This is a genomic window from Nocardiopsis sp. JB363 (assembly GCF_900143625.1).
In the GTDB taxonomy this organism is placed as follows: Bacteria; Actinomycetota; Actinomycetes; order Streptosporangiales; family Streptosporangiaceae; genus Nocardiopsis.
The window spans coordinates 105,267-132,012 of the sequence record NZ_FRFF01000136.1 but is presented as its reverse complement, the minus strand read 5'-3'; the positions used below and the strand labels follow the sequence as shown (position 1 = coordinate 132,012).

Annotated in this window: 24 protein-coding genes and 2 tRNA genes; 7 read left to right on the top strand and 19 right to left on the bottom strand. The window is 68.3% G+C overall.

The annotated features are described in order from the left end of the window. Positions 1-77 precede the first annotated feature (77 nt). Positions 78-752 (top strand): DUF305 domain-containing protein, encoded by a 675-nt coding sequence (locus BQ8420_RS22300; protein WP_087101102.1) that lies wholly within the window; start codon positions 78-80, stop codon positions 750-752. A gap of 114 nt (positions 753-866) precedes the next feature. Here BQ8420_RS22300 and clpX read toward each other — a convergent pair whose 3' ends face one another. The 5 genes from clpX to BQ8420_RS22275 all read right to left on the bottom strand — a co-directional run bounded on the left by clpX (position 867) and on the right by BQ8420_RS22275 (position 5,741). Then, entirely contained in the window at positions 867-2,144 is a 1,278-nt protein-coding gene (gene clpX, locus BQ8420_RS22295; protein WP_087101101.1) for an ATP-dependent Clp protease ATP-binding subunit ClpX, read from the bottom strand. Positions 2,145-2,439: 295 nt separating this feature from the next. Further along, complete coding sequence (locus tag BQ8420_RS22290) at positions 2,440-3,096, bottom strand: ATP-dependent Clp protease proteolytic subunit (RefSeq protein ID WP_087101100.1); 657 nt, start codon at positions 3,094-3,096, stop codon at positions 2,440-2,442. 60 nt (positions 3,097-3,156) lie between these two features. Further along, positions 3,157-3,705 (bottom strand): ClpP family protease, encoded by a 549-nt coding sequence (locus BQ8420_RS22285; RefSeq protein WP_087101118.1) that lies wholly within the window; start codon positions 3,703-3,705, stop codon positions 3,157-3,159. A gap of 288 nt (positions 3,706-3,993) precedes the next feature. Then, complete coding sequence (gene tig, locus BQ8420_RS22280) at positions 3,994-5,439, bottom strand: trigger factor (protein WP_087101099.1); 1,446 nt, start codon at positions 5,437-5,439, stop codon at positions 3,994-3,996. Positions 5,440-5,666: 227 nt separating this feature from the next. Then, positions 5,667-5,741: transfer RNA gene (locus tag BQ8420_RS22275), tRNA-Pro, on the bottom strand. A gap of 117 nt (positions 5,742-5,858) precedes the next feature. On the opposite strand from BQ8420_RS22275, the gene BQ8420_RS22270 reads away from it, so the two are divergent. Further along, a tRNA-Gly gene (locus tag BQ8420_RS22270) sits at positions 5,859-5,932 on the top strand. A 142-nt stretch (positions 5,933-6,074) separates the two neighbouring features. Here BQ8420_RS22270 and BQ8420_RS22265 read toward each other — a convergent pair. Beyond that, entirely contained in the window at positions 6,075-6,341 is a 267-nt protein-coding gene (locus BQ8420_RS22265; protein WP_087101098.1) for a hypothetical protein, read from the bottom strand. Positions 6,342-6,568: 227 nt separating this feature from the next. Here BQ8420_RS22265 and BQ8420_RS22260 point away from each other — a divergent pair, with 227 nt between their 5' ends. Beyond that, a complete protein-coding gene (locus tag BQ8420_RS22260; protein ID WP_087101097.1) occupies positions 6,569-7,078 on the top strand; it encodes an adenylyltransferase/cytidyltransferase family protein in 510 nt (169 codons plus the stop codon). Between the two features lie 97 nt (positions 7,079-7,175). After that, positions 7,176-9,038: an ABC transporter ATP-binding protein gene (locus BQ8420_RS22255; RefSeq protein WP_087101096.1), complete on the top strand. Its 1,863-nt coding sequence runs from the start codon at positions 7,176-7,178 to the stop codon at positions 9,036-9,038. A gap of 70 nt (positions 9,039-9,108) precedes the next feature. On the opposite strand, the gene BQ8420_RS22250 is transcribed toward BQ8420_RS22255, so the two are convergent. From BQ8420_RS22250 to BQ8420_RS22210, 11 genes are all read right to left on the bottom strand, one after another. Further along, entirely contained in the window at positions 9,109-9,588 is a 480-nt protein-coding gene (locus BQ8420_RS22250) for a (2Fe-2S) ferredoxin domain-containing protein (RefSeq protein ID WP_200816047.1), read from the bottom strand. A 22-nt stretch (positions 9,589-9,610) separates the two neighbouring features. Further along, positions 9,611-10,486: a M23 family metallopeptidase gene (locus BQ8420_RS22245; protein ID WP_087101094.1), complete on the bottom strand. Its 876-nt coding sequence runs from the start codon at positions 10,484-10,486 to the stop codon at positions 9,611-9,613. 53 nt (positions 10,487-10,539) lie between these two features. Continuing rightward, complete coding sequence (locus BQ8420_RS22240; RefSeq protein ID WP_087101093.1) at positions 10,540-10,740, bottom strand: antitoxin; 201 nt, start codon at positions 10,738-10,740, stop codon at positions 10,540-10,542. 136 nt (positions 10,741-10,876) lie between these two features. Continuing rightward, positions 10,877-11,152: an Rv0909 family putative TA system antitoxin gene (locus tag BQ8420_RS22235; protein ID WP_087101092.1), complete on the bottom strand. Its 276-nt coding sequence runs from the start codon at positions 11,150-11,152 to the stop codon at positions 10,877-10,879. Between the two features lie 146 nt (positions 11,153-11,298). Then, positions 11,299-12,639: a magnesium transporter gene (gene mgtE / locus BQ8420_RS22230; RefSeq protein ID WP_087101091.1), complete on the bottom strand. Its 1,341-nt coding sequence runs from the start codon at positions 12,637-12,639 to the stop codon at positions 11,299-11,301. 272 nt (positions 12,640-12,911) lie between these two features. Further along, the gene (locus BQ8420_RS22225; protein WP_087101090.1) at positions 12,912-14,015 is read right to left on the bottom strand and encodes a PP2C family protein-serine/threonine phosphatase; all 1,104 of its coding nucleotides are present in this window, start codon (positions 14,013-14,015) and stop codon (positions 12,912-12,914) included. Positions 14,016-14,504: 489 nt separating this feature from the next. Continuing rightward, complete coding sequence (locus BQ8420_RS22220; protein WP_087101089.1) at positions 14,505-14,972, bottom strand: ribose-5-phosphate isomerase; 468 nt, start codon at positions 14,970-14,972, stop codon at positions 14,505-14,507. Between the two features lie 112 nt (positions 14,973-15,084). After that, on the bottom strand, positions 15,085-15,231 hold the full coding sequence (locus BQ8420_RS32425) for a hypothetical protein (protein WP_200816046.1): 147 nt from the start codon (positions 15,229-15,231) through the stop codon (positions 15,085-15,087). 149 nt (positions 15,232-15,380) lie between these two features. After that, positions 15,381-16,802, bottom strand: a complete 1,422-nt coding sequence (locus BQ8420_RS22215) for an aldehyde dehydrogenase family protein (RefSeq protein ID WP_087101088.1) — start codon at positions 16,800-16,802, stop codon at positions 15,381-15,383. 139 nt (positions 16,803-16,941) lie between these two features. After that, entirely contained in the window at positions 16,942-17,097 is a 156-nt protein-coding gene (locus BQ8420_RS32420; RefSeq protein WP_200816045.1) for a hypothetical protein, read from the bottom strand. 18 nt (positions 17,098-17,115) lie between these two features. After that, complete coding sequence (locus tag BQ8420_RS22210) at positions 17,116-17,748, bottom strand: DsbA family protein (protein WP_087101087.1); 633 nt, start codon at positions 17,746-17,748, stop codon at positions 17,116-17,118. Between the two features lie 224 nt (positions 17,749-17,972). On the opposite strand from BQ8420_RS22210, the gene pepN reads away from it, so the two are divergent. Then, on the top strand, positions 17,973-20,513 hold the full coding sequence (pepN, locus tag BQ8420_RS22205; protein WP_087101086.1) for an aminopeptidase N: 2,541 nt from the start codon (positions 17,973-17,975) through the stop codon (positions 20,511-20,513). Positions 20,514-20,577: 64 nt separating this feature from the next. Here pepN and malQ read toward each other — a convergent pair whose 3' ends face one another. After that, positions 20,578-22,611: a 4-alpha-glucanotransferase gene (gene malQ, locus BQ8420_RS22200; RefSeq protein ID WP_087101085.1), complete on the bottom strand. Its 2,034-nt coding sequence runs from the start codon at positions 22,609-22,611 to the stop codon at positions 20,578-20,580. Positions 22,612-22,810: 199 nt separating this feature from the next. Between malQ and BQ8420_RS22195 the strand changes: the two genes are divergently transcribed. After that, complete coding sequence (locus BQ8420_RS22195) at positions 22,811-24,220, top strand: MFS transporter (protein ID WP_087101084.1); 1,410 nt, start codon at positions 22,811-22,813, stop codon at positions 24,218-24,220. Here the strand turns inward: BQ8420_RS22195 and BQ8420_RS22190 are convergent. After that, positions 24,117-25,556 (bottom strand): amidase, encoded by a 1,440-nt coding sequence (locus BQ8420_RS22190; protein WP_087101083.1) that lies wholly within the window; start codon positions 25,554-25,556, stop codon positions 24,117-24,119. The genes BQ8420_RS22195 and BQ8420_RS22190 overlap by 104 nt on opposite strands. A gap of 210 nt (positions 25,557-25,766) precedes the next feature. Between BQ8420_RS22190 and BQ8420_RS22185 the strand changes: the two genes are divergently transcribed. Next, entirely contained in the window at positions 25,767-26,549 is a 783-nt protein-coding gene (locus BQ8420_RS22185) for a nuclease-related domain-containing protein (RefSeq protein ID WP_087101082.1), read from the top strand. Positions 26,550-26,746: the final 197 nt, after the last annotated feature.

Here is a 26,746-nt window from a genome sequence, read left to right as displayed (position 1 = left end):
ATGATACGGCGACCACCGAGATCTACACCTCTCTATTCGTCGGCAGCGTCAGTTGAGTATAAGAGACAGCCCTCGTTCTGCTCGCCGCCCCGGCGTGCAGCGCGGACGACGACGGACAGGAGTCCGCCAACGTCATCGCCCCCGGAGCCCCCGGGGAGTCCTCCACCCCCGCCACCGCCGAGGAGATCGCCGCACTCGCCGAGGAACAGGGCCACAACGAAGCCGATGTCACCTACCTGGTGATGATGATCGAACACCACTCCCAGGCCCTGGAGATGACCGACCTGGCCCCCGACCGCTACCAGCGCGACGGCGTCGAGCGCATCGCCGACCGCATCGCCGCCGCCCAGGACCCGGAGATCTCCGCGATGGAGAGCTGGTTGGAGGAGAACGTCTTCGCCCCGGCCCGGGAGAACTCCGCCCATCAGAACTTCTGCGGCCTGGAGGGCGAGGGCGGGCACCACTCCGAGGGCGAGGACGTCCCCCTCTGCGACTTGGAGGTCGACCACGACGACATGCAGGGCATGGTCTCCGAAGAGGACATGCGACGGCTCACCGACGCCGAGGGCGATGAGTTCGACCACCTGTTCGTGGAGTTGATGACCGCCCACCACGAGGGCGCCGTCGCCATGGCCGTGGACGTCCTCTCCGACGGACACGACCAGACCGTGATGAGGATGGCCAACGACCTCATCTCCGAACAGAACACCGAGATCGCCCGCATGGAAGCGGTCCTGGCGGACGAGGACTGACTCCCCGACCGGACGACCGGAGGCCCACCGGGCCGCACACGCGACGGGGCGCCCCCGCTCGACGCGAGGGCGCCCCATGGCGTGTGAGAGCGGCTCAGTGCCGCACGGGAACGCTCAGGCGGACTTCTCCTGCCGGTCGTCGTCCTCCGGCTGGACGCGCGGCACGATCGTCGGATTCACGTGCTCCTCCACCGACTCACGCGTGATGATCACCTGGCCGACGTCCTCCCGGCTGGGCACCTCGTACATCACCGAGAGCAGGACCTCCTCGATGATGGCGCGCAGACCACGGGCTCCGGTGCCCCGGATGATGCCCTGCTCGGCGATGGCCTCCAACGAGTCCTGGGTGAACTCCAGTTCCACGTTGTCCAGCTCGAACAGCCGCTGGTACTGCTTGACCAAGGCGTTGCGCGGCTCGGTGAGGATCTGGATCAGCGCGGCCTTGTCCAGGTTGTGCACGCTGGTGATCACCGGCAGACGACCGATGAACTCCGGAATCATCCCGAACTTGAGCAGGTCCTCCGGCATGACCTCGCCGAACACCGCCCGCTCCTTTTCCTCGCTCTTGGGCCGCAGCACGGCGTTGAAGCCCATGCCCTGCTGCCCGGTGCGGGATTCGATGAGCTGCTCCAGCCCGGCGAAGGCGCCACCGCAGATGAACAGCACGTTGGTGGTGTCGATCTGGATGAACTCCTGGTGCGGGTGCTTGCGACCGCCCTGCGGCGGGACACTCGCGGTGGTGCCTTCCAGTATCTTCAGCAGCGCCTGCTGCACACCCTCCCCGGAAACGTCCCGGGTGATCGACGGGTTCTCGCTCTTGCGAGCGACCTTGTCGACCTCGTCGATGTAGATGATCCCGGTCTCGGCCTTCTTGACGTCATAGTCCGCGGCCTGGATCAGCTTCAGCAGGATGTTCTCGACGTCCTCGCCGACGTAACCGGCCTCGGTCAGCGCCGTGGCGTCGGCGATCGCGAAGGGAACGTTCAGGATCTTGGCGAGGGTCTGCGCCAGCAGGGTCTTGCCCGAACCGGTCGGACCCAGCAACAGGATGTTGGACTTGGCGATCTCCACGTCCTCGTCACCGGGCCGGTCACCCTCCGAACGCACCCGCTTGTAGTGGTTGTACACCGCCACCGACAGGGCCTTCTTCGCCTGCTCCTGACCGATCACGTAGGAGTCGAGGAAGTCGAACATCTCCCGCGGCTTGGGAAGAGAATCCCACGTGAGCTCGGTGGCGTCGGCGAGTTCCTCTTCGATGATCTCGTTGCACAGATCGATGCACTCATCGCAGATGTATACGCCGGGGCCCGCGATGAGCTTTTTCACCTGCTTCTGGCTCTTACCGCAGAATGAGCACTTCAGCAGGTCCCCGCCGTCGCCGATGCGTGCCACCCAGCCACTCCTCAAAACTAAGGCCGCCCCGCCCCCGACGCGTATCGCGCCGGACGGCACGGAAGCGAACTCCCGTGAATCTTCCGTCCACGACCGACCCGGTCACGAACGGGGCGATCTGTGTGTCGCTCTCCGCCAGGGTAAGCGAAAAACCGGACCGGCTTCACCACCAGGTTGTTCCAGGCGGGTCCGGAACCGGTCCGGCGCGTCCTTTCAGAGGCCGGAGAACCCCTCCCGGAACACCCGCGCGAGAGCGCGGAGTCCGGGTCGACACGGGGTTTCTCCGGCAGGTGCCCTACTTCAGGGAAGCCTTGCGGTAGGGCAACACGAAGTCGATGAGACCGTAATCGACGGCCTCCTCCGCGGTGAGGATCTTGTCGCGCTCGATGTCCTTGGACACCTGCTCGGGCGTACGACCCGTGTGCTTGGCCAGGGTCGTCTCCAGCTGCTGCCGGATCCGGGTGATCTCGTTGGCCTGGATCTCGATGTCGCTGGCCTGGCCGTGCATGCCCTCGGTGGCGGGCTGGTGGATCATCATGCGGGCGTTGGGCAGCGCACCGCGCTTGCCCGCGGTGCCACCCGCCAACAGGATCGCGGCGGCCGACGCCGCCTGTCCGATGCACACCGTCTGAATGTCGGGGCGCACGAACTGCATGGTGTCGTAGATCGCCATGAGGGAGGTGAAGGAACCCCCCGGCGAGTTGATGTACATCTGGATGTCCCGCTCGGAGTCGAGCTGCTCCAAGGTGATGAGCTGGGCCATCAAGTCGTTGGCGGAGACATCGTCGATCTGCACGCCGACGAAGATGATCCGCTCTTCGAAGAGCTTGTTGTACGGATTCATCTCCTTGACGCCGTACGACGTGCGCTCCACATAGGACGGCAGCACGTAGCGGCTCTGAGGAGCCATCGAGGCCGCGCCACCGATCAGACTTGGGTTGAACTCGGTCATTTCACGCCTTCCACGCACTACGCCGATCCATGGACTGGGTCAGGACAGCACTGAGTACGATCAACTGGTCACATCGAGGGTGCCTTCGAGCACCTCATCGATGAAGCCGTACTCCAGCGCCTCCTGAGCCGTGAACCAACGGTCCCGGTCGGCATCCTTCTCGATCTGCTCGACCGTCTGCCCGGTGTGCTCGGAGATCTTCGTGATGAACATCTTCTTCACGTAGAGCAGCTGGTCCGCCAGGATCCGGATGTCGGAGGCGGTGCCCCCGATGCCACCGGACGGCTGGTGCATCATGACGCGGGTGTGCGGCAGCGCGTAACGCTTACCGGGCGCACCGGCGCACAGAAGCATCTGGCCCATGGACGCGGCCATACCGATACCCACGGTACGTACGTCGTTGGGGATGTACTGCATGACGTCATAGATCGCCATACCCGCCGTGACGGAACCGCCCGGCGAGTTGATGTACATGGTGATATCCCGCTGGCGGTCCTCGGCGGACAGCAGCAGAAGCTCACCGACAAGGCGGTTGGCGATATCGTCGTCGACCTGCTGGCCGAGGAAGACGATTCGCTGGCGCAACAGGCGCTGAGGCGTCTGCTCAATAAAAGGGGAAAGTTGCGGGTCCGACGTACGAGCGTCGAATCCCGGGGACTCATCAAAGGTCGGCGGCACTCTCGTCACCTGCTCCGGAATCGAAACGGTTGCGATACAGCGACACTAACGCCGACAGACGTCGGGCTCGTCCGTATAACGTCCCTGTTCGCTTTGAGCGCAGGGTGCGGGAGGGGTGGAACACACCTTTTCTCCTAGCAGCGAACAAAACACGACGGGCCCCGACCGACCCGGTGCGGGGTCGGTCGGGGCCCGTGCGAACGCTACGGCGCCGAAGGACTACTTGCTGTCGTCCTTGGTGGCGTCCTCGTCGGCCTTCTCTTCGGTCTTCTCCTCGACGGAGTCGTCCTCGATGGCGGCGGCCGCGGCCTTGGCGGCTTCCTCCACCGCGTCGGTGGCGGCCTCATCGGCGACCTCGACCTGCGGGGTCTCGATGGCGTTGCCGTCCTCGTCGGTCACCTTGGCGTCGGCCAGGACCAGGTCCATGGCCTTGCCGCGGACGACCTCGGTGAAGGCGACGCGGATCTGGTTCGACTCGACCAGGTGCTGGGCCAGCTGGTCCGGGCTGACACCCATGCGCTGGGCCTGCTCGAACACGTACTGGCTGAGCTCACCCTGGTCGGCGCTGAGGTCCTCCTGGAGGGCCAGCTGGTCGAGGATGAAGCCGGCCTTGACCGCCGAGTTGGCGCCGGTCTTCAGCTCCTCCTCGAACTCCTCCTCGGTCTTCTCCTGCGACTCGAGGTAGGCCTCCTGGGTCAGGCCGCTCTGGGCGAGCTGCTGCTCCAGGCTCTGACGACGACGGGTGATCTCCTCGTCGACGACCGCGTCGGGCAGGGCGACCTCGACGGACTCGATCAGCTTCTCCAGCGCCTTGTCACGGGCGGCGGAGAGCTGCTGCATGCGACGCACGTCGGCCATGCGCTTGCGCACGTCCTCGCGCAGCTCGTCGATGGTGTCGAACTCCGAGGCCAGCTGGGCGAACTCGTCGTCCAGCTCCGGCAGCTCCTTCACCTTCACCGAGTGCACGGTGACGGTGACGTCCGCCTCCTCGCCCTCGTGGTCGCCGCCCACCAGGGTGGTCTTGAAGGTGGACTCGCCCTCGGCCTCCATGCCGCGCAGGGTCTCGTCGAGCCCCTCCAGCATGTTGTTGGTGCCCACCTCGTAGGAGTAGCCGCTCACGGCCACGTCCTCAAGCTTCTCACCGTCGACGGAGGCCGACAGGTCGATGGACAGGTGGTCGCCGTCCTCGATGGGACGCTCGGCGCCCACGAGCGTGGAGAAACGCTCGCGCAGGGTGCCGATCTGCTCATCGATCTGCTCGTCGGTGACGGCCGCGTTGTCGACGGTCACCTCGATGCCCTTGTAGTCCTTCACCTCGAACTTGGGGCGGACGTCGACCTCGGCGGTGAAGGCGAGCTCGTCGTTGTCCTCCAGCTTGGTGACCTCCACGTCGGGCTGACCCAACGCGAAGATCTCCTCCTTCTGGATGGCTTCGTTGTAAAGCTCCGGAACGGCGTGGTTGACCGCTTCGCTGATCACCGCACCGCGGCCGACGTAGCGGTCGATCAGCCGCGCCGGTGCCTTGCCCGGGCGGAAGCCCTTGATCCGAACCTGCTTCGCGAGCGACTTGTAGGTCACGTCGAAAGCATGCTCGAGCTCCTCGAAAGGCACCTCGATGGTCAGCTTGACCCGGGTCGGGCTGAGCTCCTCGACATCGGTCTTCACGGGGCGGTACTCCTAGGTTTGCCGGCTGGTGTCCTCGTCGGCCCGCAGGCGCACCACACGAACGGCGAATGCACGCGAACACCCCGGCCCGTGGTGATCACGTTCTACTGGGGTGCCCTGCGACGGGCTGGGACTTACAGTTTCCTGCTGATCGCACCAAGTCTAGGGCAGATACGCAGGGGGCCACGGCCGCCGGCCGAGAGGCCGGTCGGCCGCGAAAGATTTCGTCGGGGTGGCGGGATTCGAACCCGCGGCCTCATGCTCCCAAAGCATGCGCGCTAACCAAGCTGCGCTACACCCCGTTACCCGGCGAGGACGCACGAACCCGACATCGAGTGTGCGACCAACGCCTTGAAGACTGTACTCTTGTCTTCAGCGGCACCACGAGTCTAGAGGAAACTCGAAGGCTCTGAAGCCATGCGGGCGTAGTTCAATGGTAGAACCCCAGCCTTCCAAGCTGGTCATGCGAGTTCGATTCTCGTCGCCCGCTCCACTCGAAGCGAGCTGTGTGTGCTCCGCACACCAGCTCGCTTCGCCGTTCCACCAGGGGGACGACCCCCTCACCCCCGCCACTCGAAGCGAGCTGTGCGTGCTCCGCACGCACAGCTCGCTTCTTCGTTCCAGTGGAACCAGGACTACTCGACTCGCGCCGCGACGCTCACCCGGAAGGGGAACTGGGCGGTCGCGCCTTGGACGTCGACCAAGTAGGAACCCTCGGACGTCTGGTAGATCTGGCGGCCACTCTCCGACCAGGGATGATTCGGTATGTACTCCCTGGCCAGCCCCAGAGCGGCGTCTCTGGCCTGCTCCCACCCGGGATAGGCCCCCTGCACCCGACCCACACCCCACCGCATGGACTGCCCGGAACTGACGGTCTCCTCGATGACGATCACCCAGACCATCGGCGCACCACTCTCCGTTCCACTTCGCGAACACTCGGTGTGATGGGACACACATGCGGCCGACTTGGTTCTCTGTAACCTCCATCACACCCGCGGCGAACACTGTTCGGTCGTCTTCCCCCAGAGGCGGAATACCCCCACCCGACAGGTACGTTGACCTTTCGGGTGAGCCCGTCCGCGAGAGCGCACGCGGGCTCCCCTCGGTCGTACGGAGGGAACGGGGCCACATGCGGGAATCGGATACGGACGAGGCACACCAGTCGGCCACACCGCTGAGTCTGCGTTGGTTCGAACGACCGGACCCCCTCGAACGACCGGTCGTGGTCACCGGAGTCTTCGACGTGCTGCACGTGGGACACGTCCGATTCCTGGGCGCCATCGCCGAGCGTGGACTCCCCTTGGTCGTGGGCATCGAGTCCGACGAACGCGTGCGCGCCTGGAAGGGCCCCGAACGGCCGGTCAACCCCGCCGAGGAGCGAGCCGAGACCATCGCCGCGCTCGCCTGTGTGACCGGCTCCTTCATCATCGACGGACCGCCCACGGTCGCCGACTGGGCCGCCTACGCCGACCTGCTGCGCCCCCTGGCACCCGCCGCCCTCGCCTTCACCGCCGGTGACCGCTACACCCAGGCCAAGATCCGCGGTGCGGAAGCCCTCGGCGCCCGATCCTGGGAGCTGCCCTTCACCCCGGGCCGCTCCACCACGGCGGCGCTCGGTCGTCTCTCGCACTCCCTCTGACCCCTCGCGCCCACGGCCCCCGCTCGCCGGGGAAGCGGCGCGTGCTCATCGGTGTTGACGCATGCGTGGCGAACCGATGTACGAAACGAGGCCGCCGATGATGTCAGGGAGGCCCTCCTACAGGGCACTGGTCAACGATGGGAGCGCACGGGGGCAGTCGCTGCCCCCGGGGATCACCCGGCGCATCATGTCGTACGCCCGACCGCACTGGCGGTCGATCCTGCTGTTCCTGCTGGTCACCTCGATCGGCGCCGGCGTGGTGGTGGCCAACCCCCTGTTGCTGCGGGCCATCATCGACCAGGGCATCATCCCGGGGAACACCTCGGTGGTGGTGTGGCTGGCCGTCACGGCGGGTGGTCTGGCGTTGCTGGAGGGCGTCATCACCCTGACCGGCCGGTGGTTGTCCTCCCGGATCGGCGAGGGCGTCATCTACTCGCTGCGCACCCAGGTGTTCGCCCACGTGCAGCGGATGTCGATCTCCTTCTTCACCCGCACCCAGACCGGTTCACTGATCAGTCGACTGAACACGGACGTGGTGGGCGCCCAACGGGCCATCACCTCGGTGCTGCAATCGGTGGTGTCCAACCTCATCAGCGTGGTGGCCGTGCTCATCACCATGTTGGCCCTGTCCTGGCAGGTGACCCTGCTGGCGCTGGTGCTGGTGCCGCTGTTCATCGTGCCCGCGAAACTGCTGGGTCGAAGACTCGCGAACATCTCGCGTGAGGCCATGGACAACAACGCGTCGATGAGCTCCCTGATGACCGAACGGTTCAACGTCGGCGGCGCCATGTTGGTGAAGCTGTACGGCCGTCCGGACGAGGAGAACCGCGGGTTCTCCGAGAAGGCCGCGCGCGTCCGTGACCTGGGTGTCCTTCAAGCGGTGTTCGGCGGTCTGCTGTTCACCATGCTCGCGACCATCACGGCGCTGGCCGTCGCGATGGTCTACGGCGTGGGCGGTGTGCTCGCGGTGCAAGGCAGCTTCGAGGTCGGCACTCTGGTGGCGCTCACCACCCTGCTGGCGCGGCTGTACGGCCCGGTGACCACGTTGTCCAACGTGCACGTGGAGATCATGACCGCGCTGGTCTCCTTCGACCGGGTCTTCGAGGTGCTGGACCTGGAACCGCAGATCGAGGAGAGCCCGGACGCCCGGCCGTTGCCGGAAGGGCCGTTGAGCGTGGAGTTCGACCACGTGTCGTTCCGTTACCCGGGCGCCGCGGCGTCCTCGGTGGCGTCCCTGGAACTCACCCCGCAAGCGGAGGACGTCGAGGACACCCAGGTGCTGAGCGGGGTGTCCTTCCGGACCGCACCGGGCCGGATGGTGGCGCTGGTCGGTCCCTCCGGCGCGGGAAAGACCACACTGACCCACCTGGTGTCACGGCTGTACGACCCGACCGAGGGCCGGGTGCGGGTGGGCGGCCTGGACCTGCGCGAGGTGACCGGGGACTCCCTGCGTTCGGCCATCGGTGTGGTGACCCAGGACGCGCAGCTGTTCCACGACACCGTCGGCGCCAACCTGCGTTACGCACGACCGGAGTCCACCGACGCCGAATTGGTCGAGGTGCTGCGGATGGCGCGGCTGGGCCCGTTGCTGGAACAGCTGCCCCAGCGCCTGGACACCATGGTGGGCGACCGCGGCTACCGGCTGTCCGGTGGCGAGAAGCAGCGCCTGGCGATCGCGCGGCTGCTGTTGAAGGCTCCGTCGGTGGTGATCCTGGACGAGGCCACCGCGCACCTGGACTCGGAGTCGGAGGCCGCGGTCCAAGAGGCTTTGGCGGTGGCGTTGGAGGGGCGCACCTCCCTGGTGATCGCGCACCGATTGGCGACCGTGCGAGAGGCCGACCAGATCCTGGTGCTGGAGGACGGTCGGATCCTGGAGCGCGGTTCGCACGATGAACTCCTGGACGCGGGCGGCCTCTACACGGCGCTGTACCGCACCCAGTTCGCCCCCCAGAGTCGCTGACGGCGGGAGGGTCCGGTCCGGGGTCGCCCGGGCCGGACCAACCCCTCTCCGGCTTCTTCGGCTACTCGGGCTACTCGGGTTTCTTCTTGCCCTTGTCCTTGCCGTCCTTCTTGCGCTTCTTCTCGGCTTTGGCCTTCTTGTCCTTCTTGGACTTCTTATCCTTCTTGCGCTTCTTCGGCTTCTTGGCGTCCTTGGAGGTGAGGTGGTCCTCCAAGACCTCGGGGAGCGGGGACAGCCCGGGCCCGCCCTCGAAGATCCAGTCGTCGACGGCCTCCAGCAGCTCGTCCTCGGTCACCTTGCCGAGCCAGACGGGGCGACCACCGGCGGCGCGGCCGGCGGTGGAGGGCTGCACCACGACGACGTTGGCTTGGAAACAGATGCCCAGGCACGTGCTGGTGCGGACGGGAACACGGCGGGCGGCGTGGTCGTCGATGGCGCTCAGGCGGGCGAGCTGGGCCCGGTGGTCGACACCGGGCACCTTCTTCTCCGTGCCGCAGCAGCATCCTCGACAGACCGTGAGTTTGCAGGGCGCGCTCTCGACCGCACTCATCACCCCTCCCCTCACCTTGTGGTCAGGTTCGCCTTACCTGCCCAGGGTAATCTTTCGTCGAACCTCCCTGACCAGCGAATACATCGTCCGGGTGGATGATTTCCACCGGACGCCAGGTCTCGGGCAACCCCGCCGTTCCCGGCGCGGCCGCGTTCCAGCCGCTCCCCCAGACGAAGGGCAGTCCGGCGGCGAAGAGGGGCGACGGCAGATCCATGAGCTGCATCCGGACCTGCGGTTCGGTGCAGGCGCCCGAGTTCCCGCAACGCGCGATCGGATCCGCGACCTCGACCCGGTCTCCGGGGGTCACCAGGATCGAGCCGCGGCGCAGGTGTCCCAGGAGTACGTACGTCCCGCCCACGTCGATGACGACGTGGTTGCCGATCAGACCGGAGGGCCCCGTCAGTTCGCGCAGGGTGTTCTCCAGGACCGAACCGAACAACCAGGGCCAGGAGTTGCGGCTGCGGTGGTCTCGGCGTCGATCGCGCACCCGCACCACCGTGCCGGTGGCGGGGGCGTACACGGGTGCGCCGAAGGCGGGGAAGTCCGCAGGGGGCCGGCTGAGCGGGCGCCAGCCGATGTCGGGGCGCGAGCCGTCCTCGGCCACCAGACCGAGCGCATGCGTCTGCCCGTAGGCGTGGGTGCCCTGGCTGGGAACGTTGTCCACCGGGCTGGTGAGGGCCATCCAGCGACCGCGGACCGGGGGCGCCAGCACGCGTGGGGCGCAGCGCGGGGTTCCCAGCCGAAGGTGCACGACGAGCGCGACCACCAGCAGCACACCCCCCACCCACCAGGAGAGACCGAGGTACCCGGCGCAGAGCGCGGCCATGGCGAGCCACATGAGCGGGACACGGATCCGGGCGAGGACCACGCTGAACCGACGAGGAGCGGATGAGGGCATCCACCATTGTGGACCCGCCCCACCCGCTCCGTGTGCCGAGGTGCTTCACCCGGTCAGGACTTCTTCTTCTCCCCGCCCTGCTTGCGCAGGTAGTCGGTGGCGGCGTCGGAGGCCTTGTCGATCTTGTCGTCGTGGGCACCGCCCGTGGCCTTCTTCGCCGCGCCGGAGGCCTTGTCGACGGCACCCTCGGCCTTGTCCGCGTTGTCGCCGGCGGCCTTCTTCAACCGGTCGAACGACTCTCCACTACCGGACATGGAATCCCCCCTAGGTCCATTGCCTGCTCTCGCGATACCCACTTCACCCGGGGTTCATGCAGTTCAGAGACCTGCCGAGGGTGGTGTCGACCCGAGGTCGAGCGGACCGACACCGCACCGAAGGGCACGGGCCGAACTACTCGTGTCGGCCGCCCTCGTCGGAGCGCCCCTGCCCACGGCCACGGTTCTTCGAGTCGTCGGAGTCCTCCTCCGACCGCCCCTGATCGTCGTCGCCCTGCTTGCGCAGGTAGTCGGAGGCGGCGCCGGAGGCCTTGTCGATCTTGTCGTCGTGGGCACCGCCCGTGGCCTTCTTCGCCGCGCCGGCGGCCTTGTCCACCAGTCCCTCGGCCTTGTCGGCGTTGTCCTCGACCGTCTTGCGCAGTTTCTTGAACGCGTCACCCGCACCGGACATGGTCTCCCCCTGAGGTCGTCGTCGATCGTCCGAGCAGGCCCCAGGACCTTCGAAGCCCACCCGGTCACCCATCGTACGGAAGGCGACACGATCGGAGACACCTCCGCGACCAACGAGTTCGACGAAGACGAACGGGCCGGCCTCGTTCAGATTCCCAGGACGGCGCGCGCGATCGAGAAATAGATGAGCAGACCCGTGGCGTCGACGAGAGTCGCCACCATCGGGGAGGACACCACCGCCGGGTCCACACCGACCTTGCGCGCCAACAGGGGCATCGCCGAGCCGATGATCGCCGCCCAGGTACAGATCGCGATCACCGACAGGGCGACCACGACGGCGACCGAGAAGCCCACGAGCAACGAGCCGATGACCAGGGCCATCCCGGCGAGCATCACGCCGAGCAGGAGACCGACCCTGCTCTCCTTCCAGATCACCGACGGAAGATCGCGCACCCGCACCTCACCGACGGCCAGGGCGCGCACGATCGCCGTCGCCGACTGGGCGCCGACGTTACCGCCGGTGCCGATGAGCATGGGCACGAACATGGCCAACGCCGTCACCTGCTCCAGCGTCGCCTCGTACACCTGCATGACGTTGACGGTCAGCGTGGCGGCGACGATGAGCAGCATCAGCCACACCGAGCGGGCGCCCACCAGACGGAACACCCCGACGGACACGTAGTGGTCGTCGATGGGACTGGCACCGGACTGGCGGGCCATGTCCTCGGAGTCGGCCGCCTCGATGACCTCAAGGGCGTCGTCGACGGTGAGCATGCCGACGAAACGGTCCTCGGAGTCCATCACGAGCAGGGAGACCAGGTTGGCCTCCTGCATGAGCCGGGCCGCGTCCTCGACGGGTTCGTACGCGCGCACCCGTGGCGCGAACACGTCCACCAGGTCCTTGAGGAGCAGGTCGACGTCGCTGACCACCAGGTCACTGAGGGCGATGGTGCCGACCACACGGCGGCCGTCGCTGACCACCGGCAGGGTGTAGATGGTCTCGGCACCGGCTCCTTTGGCGCGGATCACCTCCAGCGCGCGACCGACGGAGAGGTCGCGGTGCAGGATGACCGTCTCGGGGGTCATGTACCGGCCGACGGAATCCTCGGGGTAGCCCAGGAGCGCGGCGGTCATCCTGCGTTCGGCGGGGCTCAGACCGGCCAGGGCTCGGGTGGCGATCTTGGCGGGGGCCTCGCCGATGAGCCTGGCGCGGTCGTCGGGTTCCATCTCTTCGAGGAGGTCGCGGAAGTCGGTTCCGCGCAGGCCGAGGAGGATGTTCTGTTGCTGGCCCGGGTCGAGTTCCTCGAACACCTCCAGTTCCCGGTCCTTGTCCAGGAGCCGGAAGGGAATGATCGCCTCGGCGTCGGTCATGCGGGCGAGTTCGTCCGCGATCTCGTGGGGCCTGTGTTCGGCCAACCAGAGCCTGATCCCGGTCAGGTCGTTGATCTCGACCAGATCGATGAGTTCTTCAGCGCGCTCGCCGTCCATGCGAAGCACCCCCTTGCATCGCCTGGGCCCGGTGCACACGTCCGCCGGGCCGGTCTGTTCGGGAAAGGTCCGGCCCCTCGTCACTGGTGGGGTCGGCCGTGCGAGGTCGGCGCCCGGGGGCGGAGAGGGCGGGCACGGCGATCCGAGGACGTGTACGAAGAACCTCGTACGGGGTCGGGGAACATCACGACCCTACCGCCGGCGGCGGCCACGGAGGCTCACCCGGGGGCTCGTCGGCGCGGGGCTACCGCACATGAGCGTCCTGCGGGATCTCAGGTGCGCCAGAGGACGACGAGGGCGCAGTCGTCGTTCTTGTCCTTGCTGAGGGTGTCGACGACCTCGCCGGCCCCGGTGGCGAAACCCTGGGTGACCAGTGTGTCCGCGGCGCCCAGGAGCTTGTCGATGCCGGCGTCCAGGTCCTCGCCGGGGGTCTCGATGAGCCCGTCGGTGCACAGCATGATGGCGTCGCCGGGGCGGAGCTCACCCTTGACGAAGGTGTAGGTCATCTCCGGGATGACACCGAGGACCACTCCTTTGGCCTCGGTGGTGCTCCACACCCCTCCGCCGCTCTCGTAGTGCAGGGCGGGCGGATGTCCGGCGGAGGCGACCTGGTATTCGCCGGTGTCGATGTCCACGCTCAGGTGGACGGCCGTGACGAAGCCCTCGCCCTCGCTGTTGCGCATGAGGTAGTCGTTGCAGTGGGCGAGGAAGTCGCGGGCGGGCACCGCGCCGATGAGTCCGCTGAAGGCTCCGGACAGCAACAGGGCTCGGGTTCCGGCGTCCACACCCTTGCCGGACACGTCCACGACGGCCACGTCGAGCCGGTTGTCCCGGAGGATGGAGACCACGAAGTCGCCACCGAAGGAGGAACCGCCCGCCTGACGCAGCACGGCGGTGCGCCCCCACCCCTTGGGAAGCTTGGGCAACCTGCCTTGGTGGCGCAGGCGGTCTCGCAGGTCCAGCAGCATCATCTCGCCGCTGAGGCCCTGCACTCCGAGGCGTTCGCGCAACCCGGACAGCAGGTACGAGAGCACCGCGGTGACCCCGATGGTGACCAGCAGGCCCGGACCCACCTGACCGAAGTCGAGCATGTACGCCACGAACACCAGTACCGCGGCGACCACGCCCAGCAGGAACGCCAGGCTCTTGCGCTTGAGCAACAGGCCACCGGCGAGAACGGTGAGGATGGTGGAGCTGGGTGGGAACCAACCGGTGGGGCCCCACACGGCCCCCACCCCGATCCCCACTGCCAGGGTCACCAGGGTGATGAGGACGAGCCGGTAACGGAACAGCACCTTGCGCCGGAGCACCGCGACGAGCCGCTGCGTGGTCGAGCGCAGCAGCCGGGTGGTCTTGGCGGTCGGTGTGGCGTTCATGATTCCTCTGCTCGGCGCGCCCGCTTCAACCGCGGGGGTTACTCCTGGTCGTCGTACGGGGCACCGCCGCGGCCGGGGCCGCGTCGGGGCGGATCTCACGTCTGCGGGCCGGGGGCTCGTAGGGAGTCACCCGGAGGGAGTGGTGGCCGCCGGGGAGACGACATCACCGCACCGCGGATGGCTCTGGCCCGCCGCTGTGCACGAACTGTAGCGCTTGGGGTGCCGGGGTGGCACGTGTATCCGACACCGTTCCACCCCATAATCCCGGGTTTGGGGTCCGCCTAAACCCGTGGGGCGGCGCTTTGCCCGAGGCGCGACACACCTGGTCACGCGCCAGGATCCCCTACCCGCCGACGGTGTCGCCGACGGACCCCGATCTCGGTCGCCCGATCCCCGACGGGCACGGCGTGTCCCACCCCGGACATACGAAAGGCCCCCGCGGCGTGCGGGGGCCCGGTCCGGCCGCTCGGGCCGTGCCATCGACGAGTGCTACGGAAGCGGGGGGAGTTCGCCGGTCCGCTCGTAGTCACCGAGCATCGCGATGCGGCGGGTGTGCCGCTCCTCGTCGCTGTAGGGGGTCGACAGGAAGAGCTCCACGAACCGGGTGGCCTCCTCCAGGGAGTGCATCCGCCCACCGATGCCGAGCACGTTCGCGTCGTTGTGCTCGCGCGCCAGCTTGGCGGTGTCCTGGCTCCAGGCCAGGGCGGCACGAACACCCTCGACCTTGTTGGCGGCGATCTGCTCGCCGTTGCCGGAGCCACCGATGACGACACCCAGGGAACCCGGGTCCTTCGCCACGCCCTCGGCGGCGCGCAGGACGAACGGCGGGTAGTCGTCCACCGCGTCGTAGACGGCCGGTCCGGCGTCCACGACTTCGTGGCCCTGCTCCTTCAGCCAGGAGACGAGGTGTTCTTTGAGCTCGAAGCCCGCATGATCTGATCCAAGGTAAACACGCACGTCACCAGTGTGACAGCTTCCACTCGCACAAAACGCCGCGCCCCACCCGTGAAGGACGCGGGTGGGGCGCGGAAAAGCGTGTGGGAGGCGTGCGCCTCGTCCGTGGGCCTTGTCAGGCTCCGCTCGCGGCGGCAGCGACGCTCAGACCGAGGGCGGCGAAGCCCGCCATCGACAGGATGGCGACCATGTTGTAGAGAAGGATCGACTTGAGGTCCTTGCTCAGAGGACTTGCCTTGGAGACCGCGGGCTTGTTGCTCAACTCACACCTCGTTTGGTTTCGACCGGGGATGCCCGATCGGGATCTTCCCACACGCCATAACGCACGCTTCACCGGGGGTGATTCCCCACGACCGGGATCACGGGAGGTGACGCCTCCCACAGGAGTCACCCCCGCCACCGCCTCGGGCGCTACATCTGCACGGCCTTGACCTCGCAGAACTCCACCAGGCCCGGCAGACCCCACTCGCGTCCGTTGCCCGAACGCTTGTAGCCGCCGAAGGGCGCCCGCGGGTTGAGGGCACCGCCGTTGAGCTCGACCTGACCGGCGCGCAGCCGACGGGCCACCTCCAACCCTCGTTCCGGGTCGCCCGACCACACGGCCGCGTTGAGGCCGTAGACGGTGTCGTTGGCGATGGTGACCGCTTCCTCCACCGTGTCGTAGGGGATGAGCGCCAGGACCGGACCGAAGATCTCCTCCTGGGCGATGCGCATGTCGTTGCGCACGTCCGCGAAGACCGTCGGTCGCACGAAGTAGCCCTGCTCTCGACCCTCCACCGGCTCGGAGCCGCCGATGACCAGGCGGGCACCCTCCTCCACGCCCAGGTCGATGTAGGCACGGACCTTCTCCAGCTGGGCGGCGGAGACCAGCGGACCCATGCGGGTGGCCTCGTCGGTCGGGTCACCCGGCACGTACTTGGCGGCGGACGCCGCGGCCAGTTCCACTGCCTCCTCGTAGGAGTCGCGGTGCACCAGCATGCGGGTGAGCGCGTTGCAGCTCTGCCCGGTGTTGCGCATGACGTCGGCGACACCGCGCTTGACCGCCTGGGTCAGGTCGGCGTCGGGCAGGATGACATTGGGTGATTTGCCGCCCAGTTCCAGGGCGACCCGCTTGACCGTCTCGGCCGCCACCTGGGAGACCCGGGTTCCGGCCCTGGTGGAGCCGGTGAAGGAGACCATGTCGACCTTCGGGTGCGCGGCGATCGCCTCACCCACCACTGGCCCGGTACCGCTGACTAGGTTGAACACGCCGTCGGGCAGACCGGCTTCCTCGAACACCTCGGCCAGGGCGTAGGCGCTCAGTGGAGCGACCTCGCTGGGCTTGAGCACCACGGTGTTGCCCGCCAACAGGGCGGGGACCACCTTGAGGACGATCTGGTGCAGCGGGTAGTTCCACGGGGTGATGGCGCCGACCACGCCGATCGGTTCGTGCACCACCAGGGAGGTGCCGACCTTCTCGCCCGTGAAGTAGCGCTCGCCGTGCTCCTCCACCAGGTCGATGTAGGTGTTGAACATCAGGGAGGGCAGCCCGGCCTGCACCTTGGTGGCGAAGCCGGAGGGAGCGCCCATGTCGTTGGTCAGGATCGCGGCGATGTCCTTCTGACGCGCCGTGAACAGCTCCAAGGCCTTGGTCAGGTGGGTGACGCGCTGCCCCGGGGTGAGCGCGGACCACGCCTCGAACGCGGCGGACGCGGCCTCGACCGCGGCGTCGACATCGGCGGTGGAGCCGGCCGGAACGGTGTCGATGACCTGCTCGGTCGCAGGGTTGATCACGTCCAAGGCCTCGTCGGAGGTGGAGTCGCGCCAGGCGCCATCGATGTAGAGGGATCGCATGACACCACCTTCGCAGAACCGGATTCGGGTTGGCCAGGCCCGGGAGTGCGAACGACCCGGTATCCGTGGTTCCACGGATACCGGGCCCTATCTTTTCGCGCCTCCGCCGGCGCTTCGGCGCGTGTCGGGAGCGCCGGGGTCAGCCCCAGTGCGGGGGCCGATCGGCGATCAGTCGCGCCGTGGAGTCCTCCTCGGTGTCGCCCCACCCCTCGGCGCGTTCGTCACCGGTGATGTCGGGCAGGATCTCCAGGTCGTCGAAGAAGTCGACGCGACGGTCGTCATCTGGCCCGGGCATGGGTTCCTCCAGGGTGGCTCAGTCGAAGATGGGGTCGCGGGTACGGGTGCGCTTGAGCTCGAAGAACCCGTCGGTCCCGGCGACCAGACGCACGCCGTCCCACAGCTTCCCGGCGTCCTCACCACGCGGGGTGGGAGAGACGACGGGGCCGAAGAACGAGACGCCCTCGACCTGGACGACGGGGGTGCCGACGTCCTCGCCGACCAGCTTCATCGCCTCGGCGTGCGAAGCGCGCAGGGCCTCATCGTATTCGGTGGAGTCCGCGGCGTCGGCCAGGTCGGCCGGCAGGTCGGCGTCGGCCAGCGCGGCGCGGATCGTCTCGATGGTCTGGGGCTCGCCCTTGTTGTGGAAACGGGTGCCCAGCGCCGTGTACAGGCGATCCAAGACCTCGGGGCCGAAGCGCTGTTCGGCGGCGATGCACACGCGCACGGATCCCCAAGCCCGGGTCATCGCCTCCCGGTACTGCTCGGGCAGGTCCCGGCCCTCGTTGAGGACTCCCAGGCTCATCACGTGCCAACGCACCCGCACCGGGCGGACCTTCTCCACCTCCAGCAGCCAGCGGGAGGACATCCAGGCCCACGGGCACGCGGGGTCGAACCACATGTCGGCCCAAGCGACCTGATCGCCCTGCTGTTCGGGGGTCTGCGTCATTTTCCGGTACTCCTCGTCGAGTGGATCGAGAACTTTCGCCGCGTAGATCCTCAACCACGCGCATCGGTTGCGCATTCCGCACCCGCGCGTGGCAGGATCGAAGCCGAAGGACGACCTCCGGCCCGACGAGGCCCACCCCCGGCTCATCCGCTGGTCGGCGGGCTCACCGTGGCCGACAACGAAACTCCGGCCGGCGATGACGGCGGCCGCGAAGGGAGCTTTGCGTGGCAGGGAACCTCACAAGGGACGAGGCCCGGGAGCGGGCGCGCATCCTCAGCGTCGACTCCTACGACGTGGAGCTGGACCTGACCACCGGGGGCGAGACCTTCCGGTCCACCACCACGGTGCGTTTCTCCTCCTCCGAACCGGGTGCCCGGACCTTCATCGACCTCGTCGCCCCCACGACGCGGGAGGCCACCCTCAACGGTGTGAAGCTCGACGTGGCCGCGCTGTTCGACGGTGAACGGCTGACCCTGCCCGAGCTCGCGGCCGACAACGAGCTGACCGTGGTCGCCGACGCCGCCTACATGCGCACCGGCGAGGGCCTGCACCGATTCGTCGACCCGGTCGACGAGGCGGTGTACCTGTACTCCCAGTTCGAGACCGCCGACGCGCACCGCATGTTCACGTGCTTCGACCAGCCCGACTTGAAGGCCGCGTTCGAGCTGACCGTGTACGCGCCGCCGTCCTGGGAGGTCATCTCCAACAGCGCCCCCGACACCGAGCGCGAGGCGGCCGGGGACGAGCGCGTGCGCTGGCACTTCCCCGCCACCCCGGTGATGTCCACCTACATCACCGCGCTCATCGCCGGCCCCTACCACGTGGTCCGCGACGAGCACGACGGCATCCCGCTGGGCCTGTACTGCCGCGCGTCCCTGGCGGAGCACCTGGACTCCGACGCCCTGTTCGAGGTCACCAAGCAGGGCTTCGACTTCTTCCACGACCTGTTCGACGTGCGCTACGCCTTCGGCAAGTACGACCAGCTGTTCGTCCCGGAGTTCAACGCCGGGGCCATGGAGAACGCCGGCGCCGTCACCTTCCTGGAGGACTACGTCTTCCGGTCCCGGGTCACCGACGCCCGCTACGAGCGTCGCGCCGAGACGATCCTGCACGAGATGGCGCACATGTGGTTCGGTGACCTGGTCACCATGCGCTGGTGGGACGACCTGTGGCTGAACGAGTCCTTCGCGACCTACGCCAGCGTCTACTGCCAGTCCAACGCCACCAAGTGGACCGACGCCTGGACCACCTTCGCCAACATCGAGAAGGCGTGGGCGCTGCGCCAGGACCAGCTGCCCTCCACCCACCCGATCGCCGCCGACATGGTCGACATCCAGGCGGTCGAGGTGAACTTCGACGGCATCACCTACGCCAAGGGCGCTTCGGTTCTCAAGCAGCTCGCGGCGTACGTGGGCGTGGACGCGTTCTTCACGGGCGTGCGCGCCTACTTCAAGGAGAACGCGTTCGGCAACACCGAGCTGAAGGACCTCCTCAAGCACCTGGAGGCCGCCTCCGGCCGTGACCTGGCCGGCTGGTCGCGCGAGTGGCTGGAGACCACCGGCGTCAACACCATGCGCCCGGAATACGAGGTGGACGCCAACGGCGACTTCACCTCCTTCGCGGTCCTGCAGGAGGCCCCCGCCGAGCACCCGACCCTGCGCTCGCACCGTCTGGCCGTAGGCCTGTACGACCGCACCGAGAACGGCATCGTGCGCCGTGAGCGGGTGGAGCTGGACGTGAGCGGCGAGCGCACCGAGGTGACCGAGCTGATCGGCAAGGCCCGACCCGACCTGGTGCTGATCAACGACGACGACCTCACCTTCACCAAGATCCGTCTGGACGAGCGTTCGCTGCGCACCGTGGTGGAGGGTGTCGGCGAGATCCGTGAGTCCCTGCCGCGGGCCCTGGCCTTCGGTGCCGCCTGGGACATGACCCGCGACGGCGAGATGGCCGCCCGCGACTACGTCGAACTGGTCATCTCCGGGATCAGCGGCGTGAGCGACGTCATGGTCGCCCAGACCCTGCTGCGGCAGGCCGCCGGCGCCATCGTCAACTACGCCGACCCGGCCTGGCGTCCCGTCGGCTTCGAGAAGCTGGGGACCCGCCTGCGCGAACTGCTGTCCTCCGCCGAGTCCGGCAGCGACCTGCAGCTGGCCTACGTCAACGCGCTCGCGTCGGTGGCGGTCACCGAGGCCGACCTGTCGCTGCTGCGCGGGCTGCTGGACGGCGCGCTCACCGTGGACGGATTGACCGTCGACACCGACCTGCGCTGGACCCTGCTGCACCGACTGGTCGCCGCCGGTGAGGCGGGCGAGACCGAGATCGCCGCCGAGCTGGAGGCCGACCCCACCGCGGCCGGTCAGCGCAACGCCGCCGGCGCCCGGGCCTCCGTGCCCACGTCGGAGGCCAAGGAGGCCGCCTGGGAGCGGATCGTCGGCGGTGACCTGGCCAACGCCGAGTTCCGCTCGGTGCTGCTGGGCTTCACCGACCCGCTGCAGTCCGACCTGTACCGGGCCTTCCTCGACCGGTACTTCGCTCAGCTGGCCCCCGCTTGGGACAAGTGGACCGGTGAGTTCGCGCAGACCTTCGCCGAGGTCGCCTACCCGAGCCACGTGGTGGAGGAGGGGACGCTGGAGCGCACGGACGCCTACGTCGCCGAACACTCCCCCGCCCCGGCGCTGCGCCGGCTGCTGATCGAGGGCAAGGCCGGGGTGGAGCGCGCGCTGCGCGCCCGCGCCACGGACATCGCCGCCGGTCAGGCCTGACCCCGGTTCGAACACCCACGGCCCCGGAAGGGATCTTCCCCTTCCGGGGCCGAGACCGGGACTACTAGAGGACGTGCCCGGGGCCGCCCAGCGGTCCCAGGGTGCGCCGGATCCGGCCCACCGTGCGCGGATCGGCGAGCAGCTCGTCCACCAGCACCGGTTCGCCCTCGCCACTGGTCAGCGGAATCCGCCAGTTGGGGTATTCGGTGCTGGTGCCCGGCTGATTCTGCATGCGCCGCTCCCCGACCACGTCGGTGAGCGCCACCCCGATCATGCGGGCCGGGGTGGCCTCCAGATAGGTGTGCATGGCCGCGACCACCGCCGACGGGTCGGCCAACGGGTCGACGTCGACATCCAGGAACCCCAGTTCCACGAGCAGGTCACGCCACCGGCCCACGCGTTCCTCGGAATCCGCCCGTTCCTCGGTCACGGGGCGGTCGAGCAACCCCAGGCGGTCGCGCAGTTCGACGTGTTCGGCGGACAGGAACGACGCCACCGGTGGCAGGTCGTGAGTGGCGACGGTGGCCAGGCAGTCGGAGCGCCAACGGTCGGGGGTGCGCGGCCGCCCTTCCTCGTCGTTCTCGAACCACAGCACGGAGGTTCCGAGGATGCCTCGATCGGACAGGTGTTCGCGCACCCACGGCTCCACCGTGCCCAGGTCCTCACCGATGATGACGGCGTCCGCCATGTGCGCGGCCAGGGTCAGGACGCCCACCATGCCCTCGTGGTCGTACTTGAGGTAGGTGCCCTGGTCCGCGGATGCGCCCTCCGGTACACACCACAGCCGGAAGAGTCCCATGACGTGGTCCATCCGCAGGCCACCCGCGTGTCGCAGGTTGTGCGAGAGGATCTCGTGCAGTGGACCGTACCCCTGCCGGGCCAGGGCGGTGGGGTGCCAGGGCGGCTGTCCCCAGTCCTGTCCGCGTCGGTTGAACTCGTCCGGGGGCGCACCCACGTGCAGCCCCCGCACCAGCGCGTCCCGGTACATCCACGCGTCGGCGCCGCCCGCCTGCACCCCGATGGCCAGGTCGTGCACGATGCCCAGGCTCATCCCGGCGTTGAGGGCACCGTCCTGGGTAAGGGCGAGTTGTTCGTCGAGGATCCACTGCAACCACCGGTGGAACTCCACTCGCGGCCAGCGTCGGAGCGCTTCCTTGCCGACGGCGAGCGCGTTGACGTCGCGCAGGTGCGCGGGCCAGAGGCGATGGTCGGAACCGTGCTCCTCGGCCAGGGTGGACCAAGTGGCGAACTCGACCAGTGAGGGGCCCTCGCTCTCCAGGTACCGGCGCAGCGCCTCCTCCCGCCCGGGTGCGCGCGGCACCTGGAAGAGCACCTCCAGGGCGGACTTCTTGGCCTCCCAGACGGCGTCCCGGTCGAGGAGGTCGGCGGTACGTCCGCGTTCGCGCAACGGTCGGGCCAGGCGTTGGACACCCTCGCGTTGGGCCGGGTCGAGCCGCGCGTACTCGGGCACGTCCTCGATCCTGATGTACAGCGGACTCGCGTAGCGACGGCTCACCGGCAGGTACGGCGAGGGTTCGACGGGGGTCACGGGTTCGGTGGCGTGCAGGGGGTTGATCAGGGTGAAGTCGGCGCCGAGATCGCGGGCGCTCCAGTCGGTGAGTTCGGTGAGGTCGCGCAGGTCGCCGATGCCCCAGGAGGCGCGCGAGCGCACGCTGTAGACCTGTGCCATCAGCCCCCACAGGCGCGGGTGGTCGCGCAGCGCACCGGGTTCGATCCGATCGGGGACCACCAGCAGTGGCGCGGCGTGGTCGACACCGTTGTCGGTGACCCTCAGGGTGTGCACGCCCAGTGGCAGGCCGGGGTCGAAGGGCAGCAACGCCCCGTCGGCGGTCTCCACGACGCCGCGCGCCCCGGCGGGCAGCACCAGGTCGGGCGCCTTCCCCTCCCGGACCACCACGGCCGGCGGCAGCGGCCCTCTTTCCGTACCGGGGCCGGGATCGGACGGATCCACCCCCATCGTCGTCAGGACATGACGGATCGTGTCGAGACCGACGGGCACCCGTCGTCCCCGCCAGTCCTCGTAGGTGGTCGCGATCCCGTGCTGCTCGGCGACTCGGGCCAGCTGAACATCCCTCACAGACACCGATCATGCCCCACCAGGGCGTGTGTACACCGGAGGTCGCCCCGGCGTGGGAGCGAAAGGTCGTCGGTGGACCCCTATCCGGTCGGCACGTGACCCCGGCTTTTCGGCGACTTTCCGGTACGAACGGTGGCCGGGACCGTACATTCCGTTCACTCCGTCGCCGTACTCCCCGGTGGACTGCATAATCGAGAGCGTGCTCGCCAACTACCGACGGCTCTTCGCCGTGCCCCACGTCAAGTCCCTGCTCGTGTGGTCGCTGATCGCGCGGTTCTACACCCCGGGGCTGATGATCGCGGTCACCTTCCTGGTGCAGGGGTGGACCGGTTCCTACACCCTGGCGGGGCTGGTCGCGGGCGCCTTCACCCTGGGAATGGCACTGGTGGGGCCACTGCGCGGGCGCATGGCGGACCGTGGCGGCGGTGATCGGCTGGTGCTGGTGTGCGGTGTGGTGTTCACCGTGGGGCTGACGGCCCTGGCGCTGCTACCGGCGTCGCTGTGGTGGCTGTCGATGCCGTTGGCGTTGGGGACCGGGTTGTTCGGCACCCCGGCCAACCAGATCGTGCGAGCGTTGTGGCCGCGGTTGACCCGCGGCCCCGAGCGTCAGGCCATCTACGCGGCCGAGGCCACCACCCAGGAGCTGCTGTTCGTCTTCTCCCCGATCCTCACCGCCGCCGTGGTCGCGTTGGCCGGTCCGCGGTACGCCCTGTTGATGTTGGGTCTCCTGGGGTTGGCGGGCGCGTTGGGGTTCGCGTGGGCGCTGCGGCGGGCCGGTGTCACCGGCCCGGCGTCGGTCGAGCACGAGTCACCCGACACGACCGGAACGGACGCGTCCATCACCCGCCCGACGGCGCGGCGACGGAGCCTGCTGACGTCCCCCGCGATGGGCCTGTTGTTCGTGATGTGCCTGCTCATCGTCTCCGGTGTGGTGGGCATGGACCTGGTGATCGTGGCGTGGGCCAACGAGCTGAACGCGCCCCAGTACGTGATGGTGCTGGCTTCGGTGTGGGCCCTGGGTTCGTTGGTGGGCGGAGCGGTCGCCGGCGGTCTGAAGGGCGCACCGCGCCTGCCGCTGCGGGCGTTCGGCGCCGCGGCCGGCCTCGCGCTCCTGGTTCCGTTCGTGCCGCCCATCACGCACCTGCCCACACCCCTGCTCATCACCCCGCTGCTGTTCGTGTCCGGACTGGCGCTGGCGCCGACCCTGGCCGCGGTGATGGGACGGCTCGGCGACACCGCGCCCTCGCACCGGCGGGCGGAGGCGTTCGGGTGGATGGCCACGGCCATGAGCACGGGTGGCGCCCTGGCCGGACCGCTCACCGGCGCGCTGGTGGACTCCAACGGGATCGCCGGCGGGGTGCTGGGCGCGGTCGGTCTGGTGACCCTGGCCGCGGTGCTCACCCTGTTCCTGCGGCGCCCGCCCACCGATGAGGGGACCTCCCCGGTCGAGGGGGCCCCGGCCGGCACGGCTCCCACCGAGGAGGCTCCGATCGACGGTTCCGTGGTCAGTCCCGCCAACCCGGCGGGAACCGGTGCGCCCATGGACGTGCCTTCTCCAACTGGGCCGACAGGGACAACAGAGTCCCCTCCCCGCCCATGCGGCCCGTGAGCATCACACCGATCGGCAGCCCCTGCTCGGACCAGTGCAGTGGCACGTTCACGGATGGCTGTCCGGTCACGTTGTAGACCGAGGCGAACGGTGTGAACTCCATCATTCGCCGGAACTCGACCTCGGGGCCGTCACCGGTGAAGTGGCCGACGGGGACCGGGGGCGAGGCCAGGGTGGGGCTCAGGATCGCGTCGTAGGGCCGGGTGGCGGCCAGCAGGGAACGCACGCCGCGTTGGAGTCGGGCCCAGGCCGCGACGAGGTCGGGACCGGAGGTGGCCCTGGCTCGTTCGCGCAGCCAACGGTTGATGGGGGTCAGTTCGCCCTCGCGGGCGGGGTCCACCGGGGTCGCCGCGCTCATCGCCTCCCACAGGTATTGGAAGTCGTCGCCGTAGGCGCCGGCGAAGTGGGCGTCGACGGGGGCGTCGACCTCCACCACCTCGTGTCCCAGGTCCACGAGCAGCCTGGTCGTCTCCTCGTAGGCGGTCAGTACGTCGGGGTGGACGGGGATCCCGGTGGAACCGGTGTCGGCGTAACGGCCGATCCGCAGCCGTCCCGGTTCGCGTCGGGCGTGGTCGGCGAAGGTCGCACCGGGTGCCAAGGGTGGGGCCGTGTAGACGTCGCCGGGGTGATCTGCCGTGATGACGTCCAGGAGCAGGGCCGCGTCCAGGACGGTGCGGGTGATCGGCCCGGAGGTGGACAGACCGAACAAATCCACCCGGTCGGGGCCGACGGAGATCCGCCCCCGTGTGGGCTTGAGTCCGAACAGGCCGCAGACCGAGGCGGGGATGCGGATCGAGCCGCCGCCGTCACTGCCCTGCGCCGCCGGGGCGAGTCCGGCGGCCACCGCGGCCGCGGCGCCTCCGCTGGAGCCACCGGCCGACAGCCGGGTGTCCCAGGGGTTGCGGGTGGGCGGGGCGATGTCGTTCTCGGTGTAACAGGTCGACCCGAACTCGGGGGTGTTGGTCTTGCCGAGGAAGACAGCGCCGGCCTCGCGGAGCCGGGCGACCACAGCGGAGTCGGTCGAGGCGGTGAGACCCGGGTACAGGCGTGAGCCGAAGGTGACGGGCGCCCCGGCCAGGGTGTCCAGGTCCTTGACGGGCAGGGGGATCCCCAACAGGGGTGGGAGTGCGGCCGGCGTGTCGGAAACGACCCGTTTCTCCGCTTTTCGGGCCTGACCGAGCGCGCTTTCTTCCAAGACCGAAATATAGGCGCCGGAACGTTCGTCGAACCTGCGAATCCGTGCCAGATAGTGCTCAGTGATCTCAACAGGCGACAGTTCACGACTGCGGATCGACGCTATGAGCCGATGAAGGGGAAGTTCGTACATTCGGGTCATACGGCCCGAGGTTAACGGGGTAGGGCAACGGGCACCACGCGAATGAGGTGAGTTTCTCTAGAGAGACGACGAAAAGTCAATCCTTCCCCGGCTTCAACATCCGAAAACGCGCGGGTGCAAGGGCGCAAGGTAAGAAAATTGTGAGAAGTAATGCACTAGGACTCGGATATGGATGGAACTAACCTGTCCGACGTGGAATCGGCAACCAGAGTGAACAGTCGCAACCCATCGTCCGGAAGGTCCGAACCCGAAGGACACCAAGCCCTCTTCTTCCCCAACCAACGCAAGACCGACGGGATCGGCGGCAAGGCCCTGTACGGGGCCCTCAAGTCCAACGACGCCCTCCGCAGGTGGATCATCCGGAGTTCGATCGCCGCGCTCGTCGCCGGCGGCATCGGCATGCTCACCGGAGAATGGCGGGTCGGCGTCACCTTCGGACTGGTCGCCCTGGTCTCCGTCATGGTGTGGAGCTCGCGACGGGAGTCCGAGATCCCGCGCTGGCGCAAACCCTCGGCGGCACAGCGTCGCACCGAGGTCCAGCTCAAGGTCATGAAGCAGCTCGGCTACCGCGTCCTGCACGCGCGCGCCGTGCCCGGCGGCAACGGACAGATCGACCACTTCATCGTCGGTCGCCGCGGCGCCTTCGCCATCGACTCGGAGTCCTGGGACAAGCGTCTCCCACTGCGCAACAAGCTGGAGAAGCTGTACCACGGTCGGTTCAGCAAGAACGAACGGATCGACGAGGCCCTGGAAGAGGCCGAGCGCGCGGCGGAGCTCGTGAGCAAGGAGCTCGGCCGCGACATCAAGGTCCGCGCCTCACTGGCCATCTACGGGCCCGGTATGCCCTGGGACAGCCACCGACTGCGCGGAGTGGACATCATCACCGGCACCAAGGTCCGCAAGTGGCTGCGCACCGGCCGCGACCGGCTCAGCGAATCCGAGATCGAGGAGATCCACCAAGCCGCGAAGAAGGCACTGCCGCCCCGCTACTGAAAACCCCGCCCCCGCCGCCGATCGGCCCGGAAAAGCGCCACAGCGTCGTGGTTCCGGGCCTTCCGTATGCCCGAGGCCCAGGGCCCCGGGATCGCCGAGGAAGAGCCGTCCGGCGCACGAACAGGAGCGTGCCCGGACGGAACACCAGGGCCCTGACCGGGGCGAATCCATCTCGATGTCTCACTATCCGGAACACC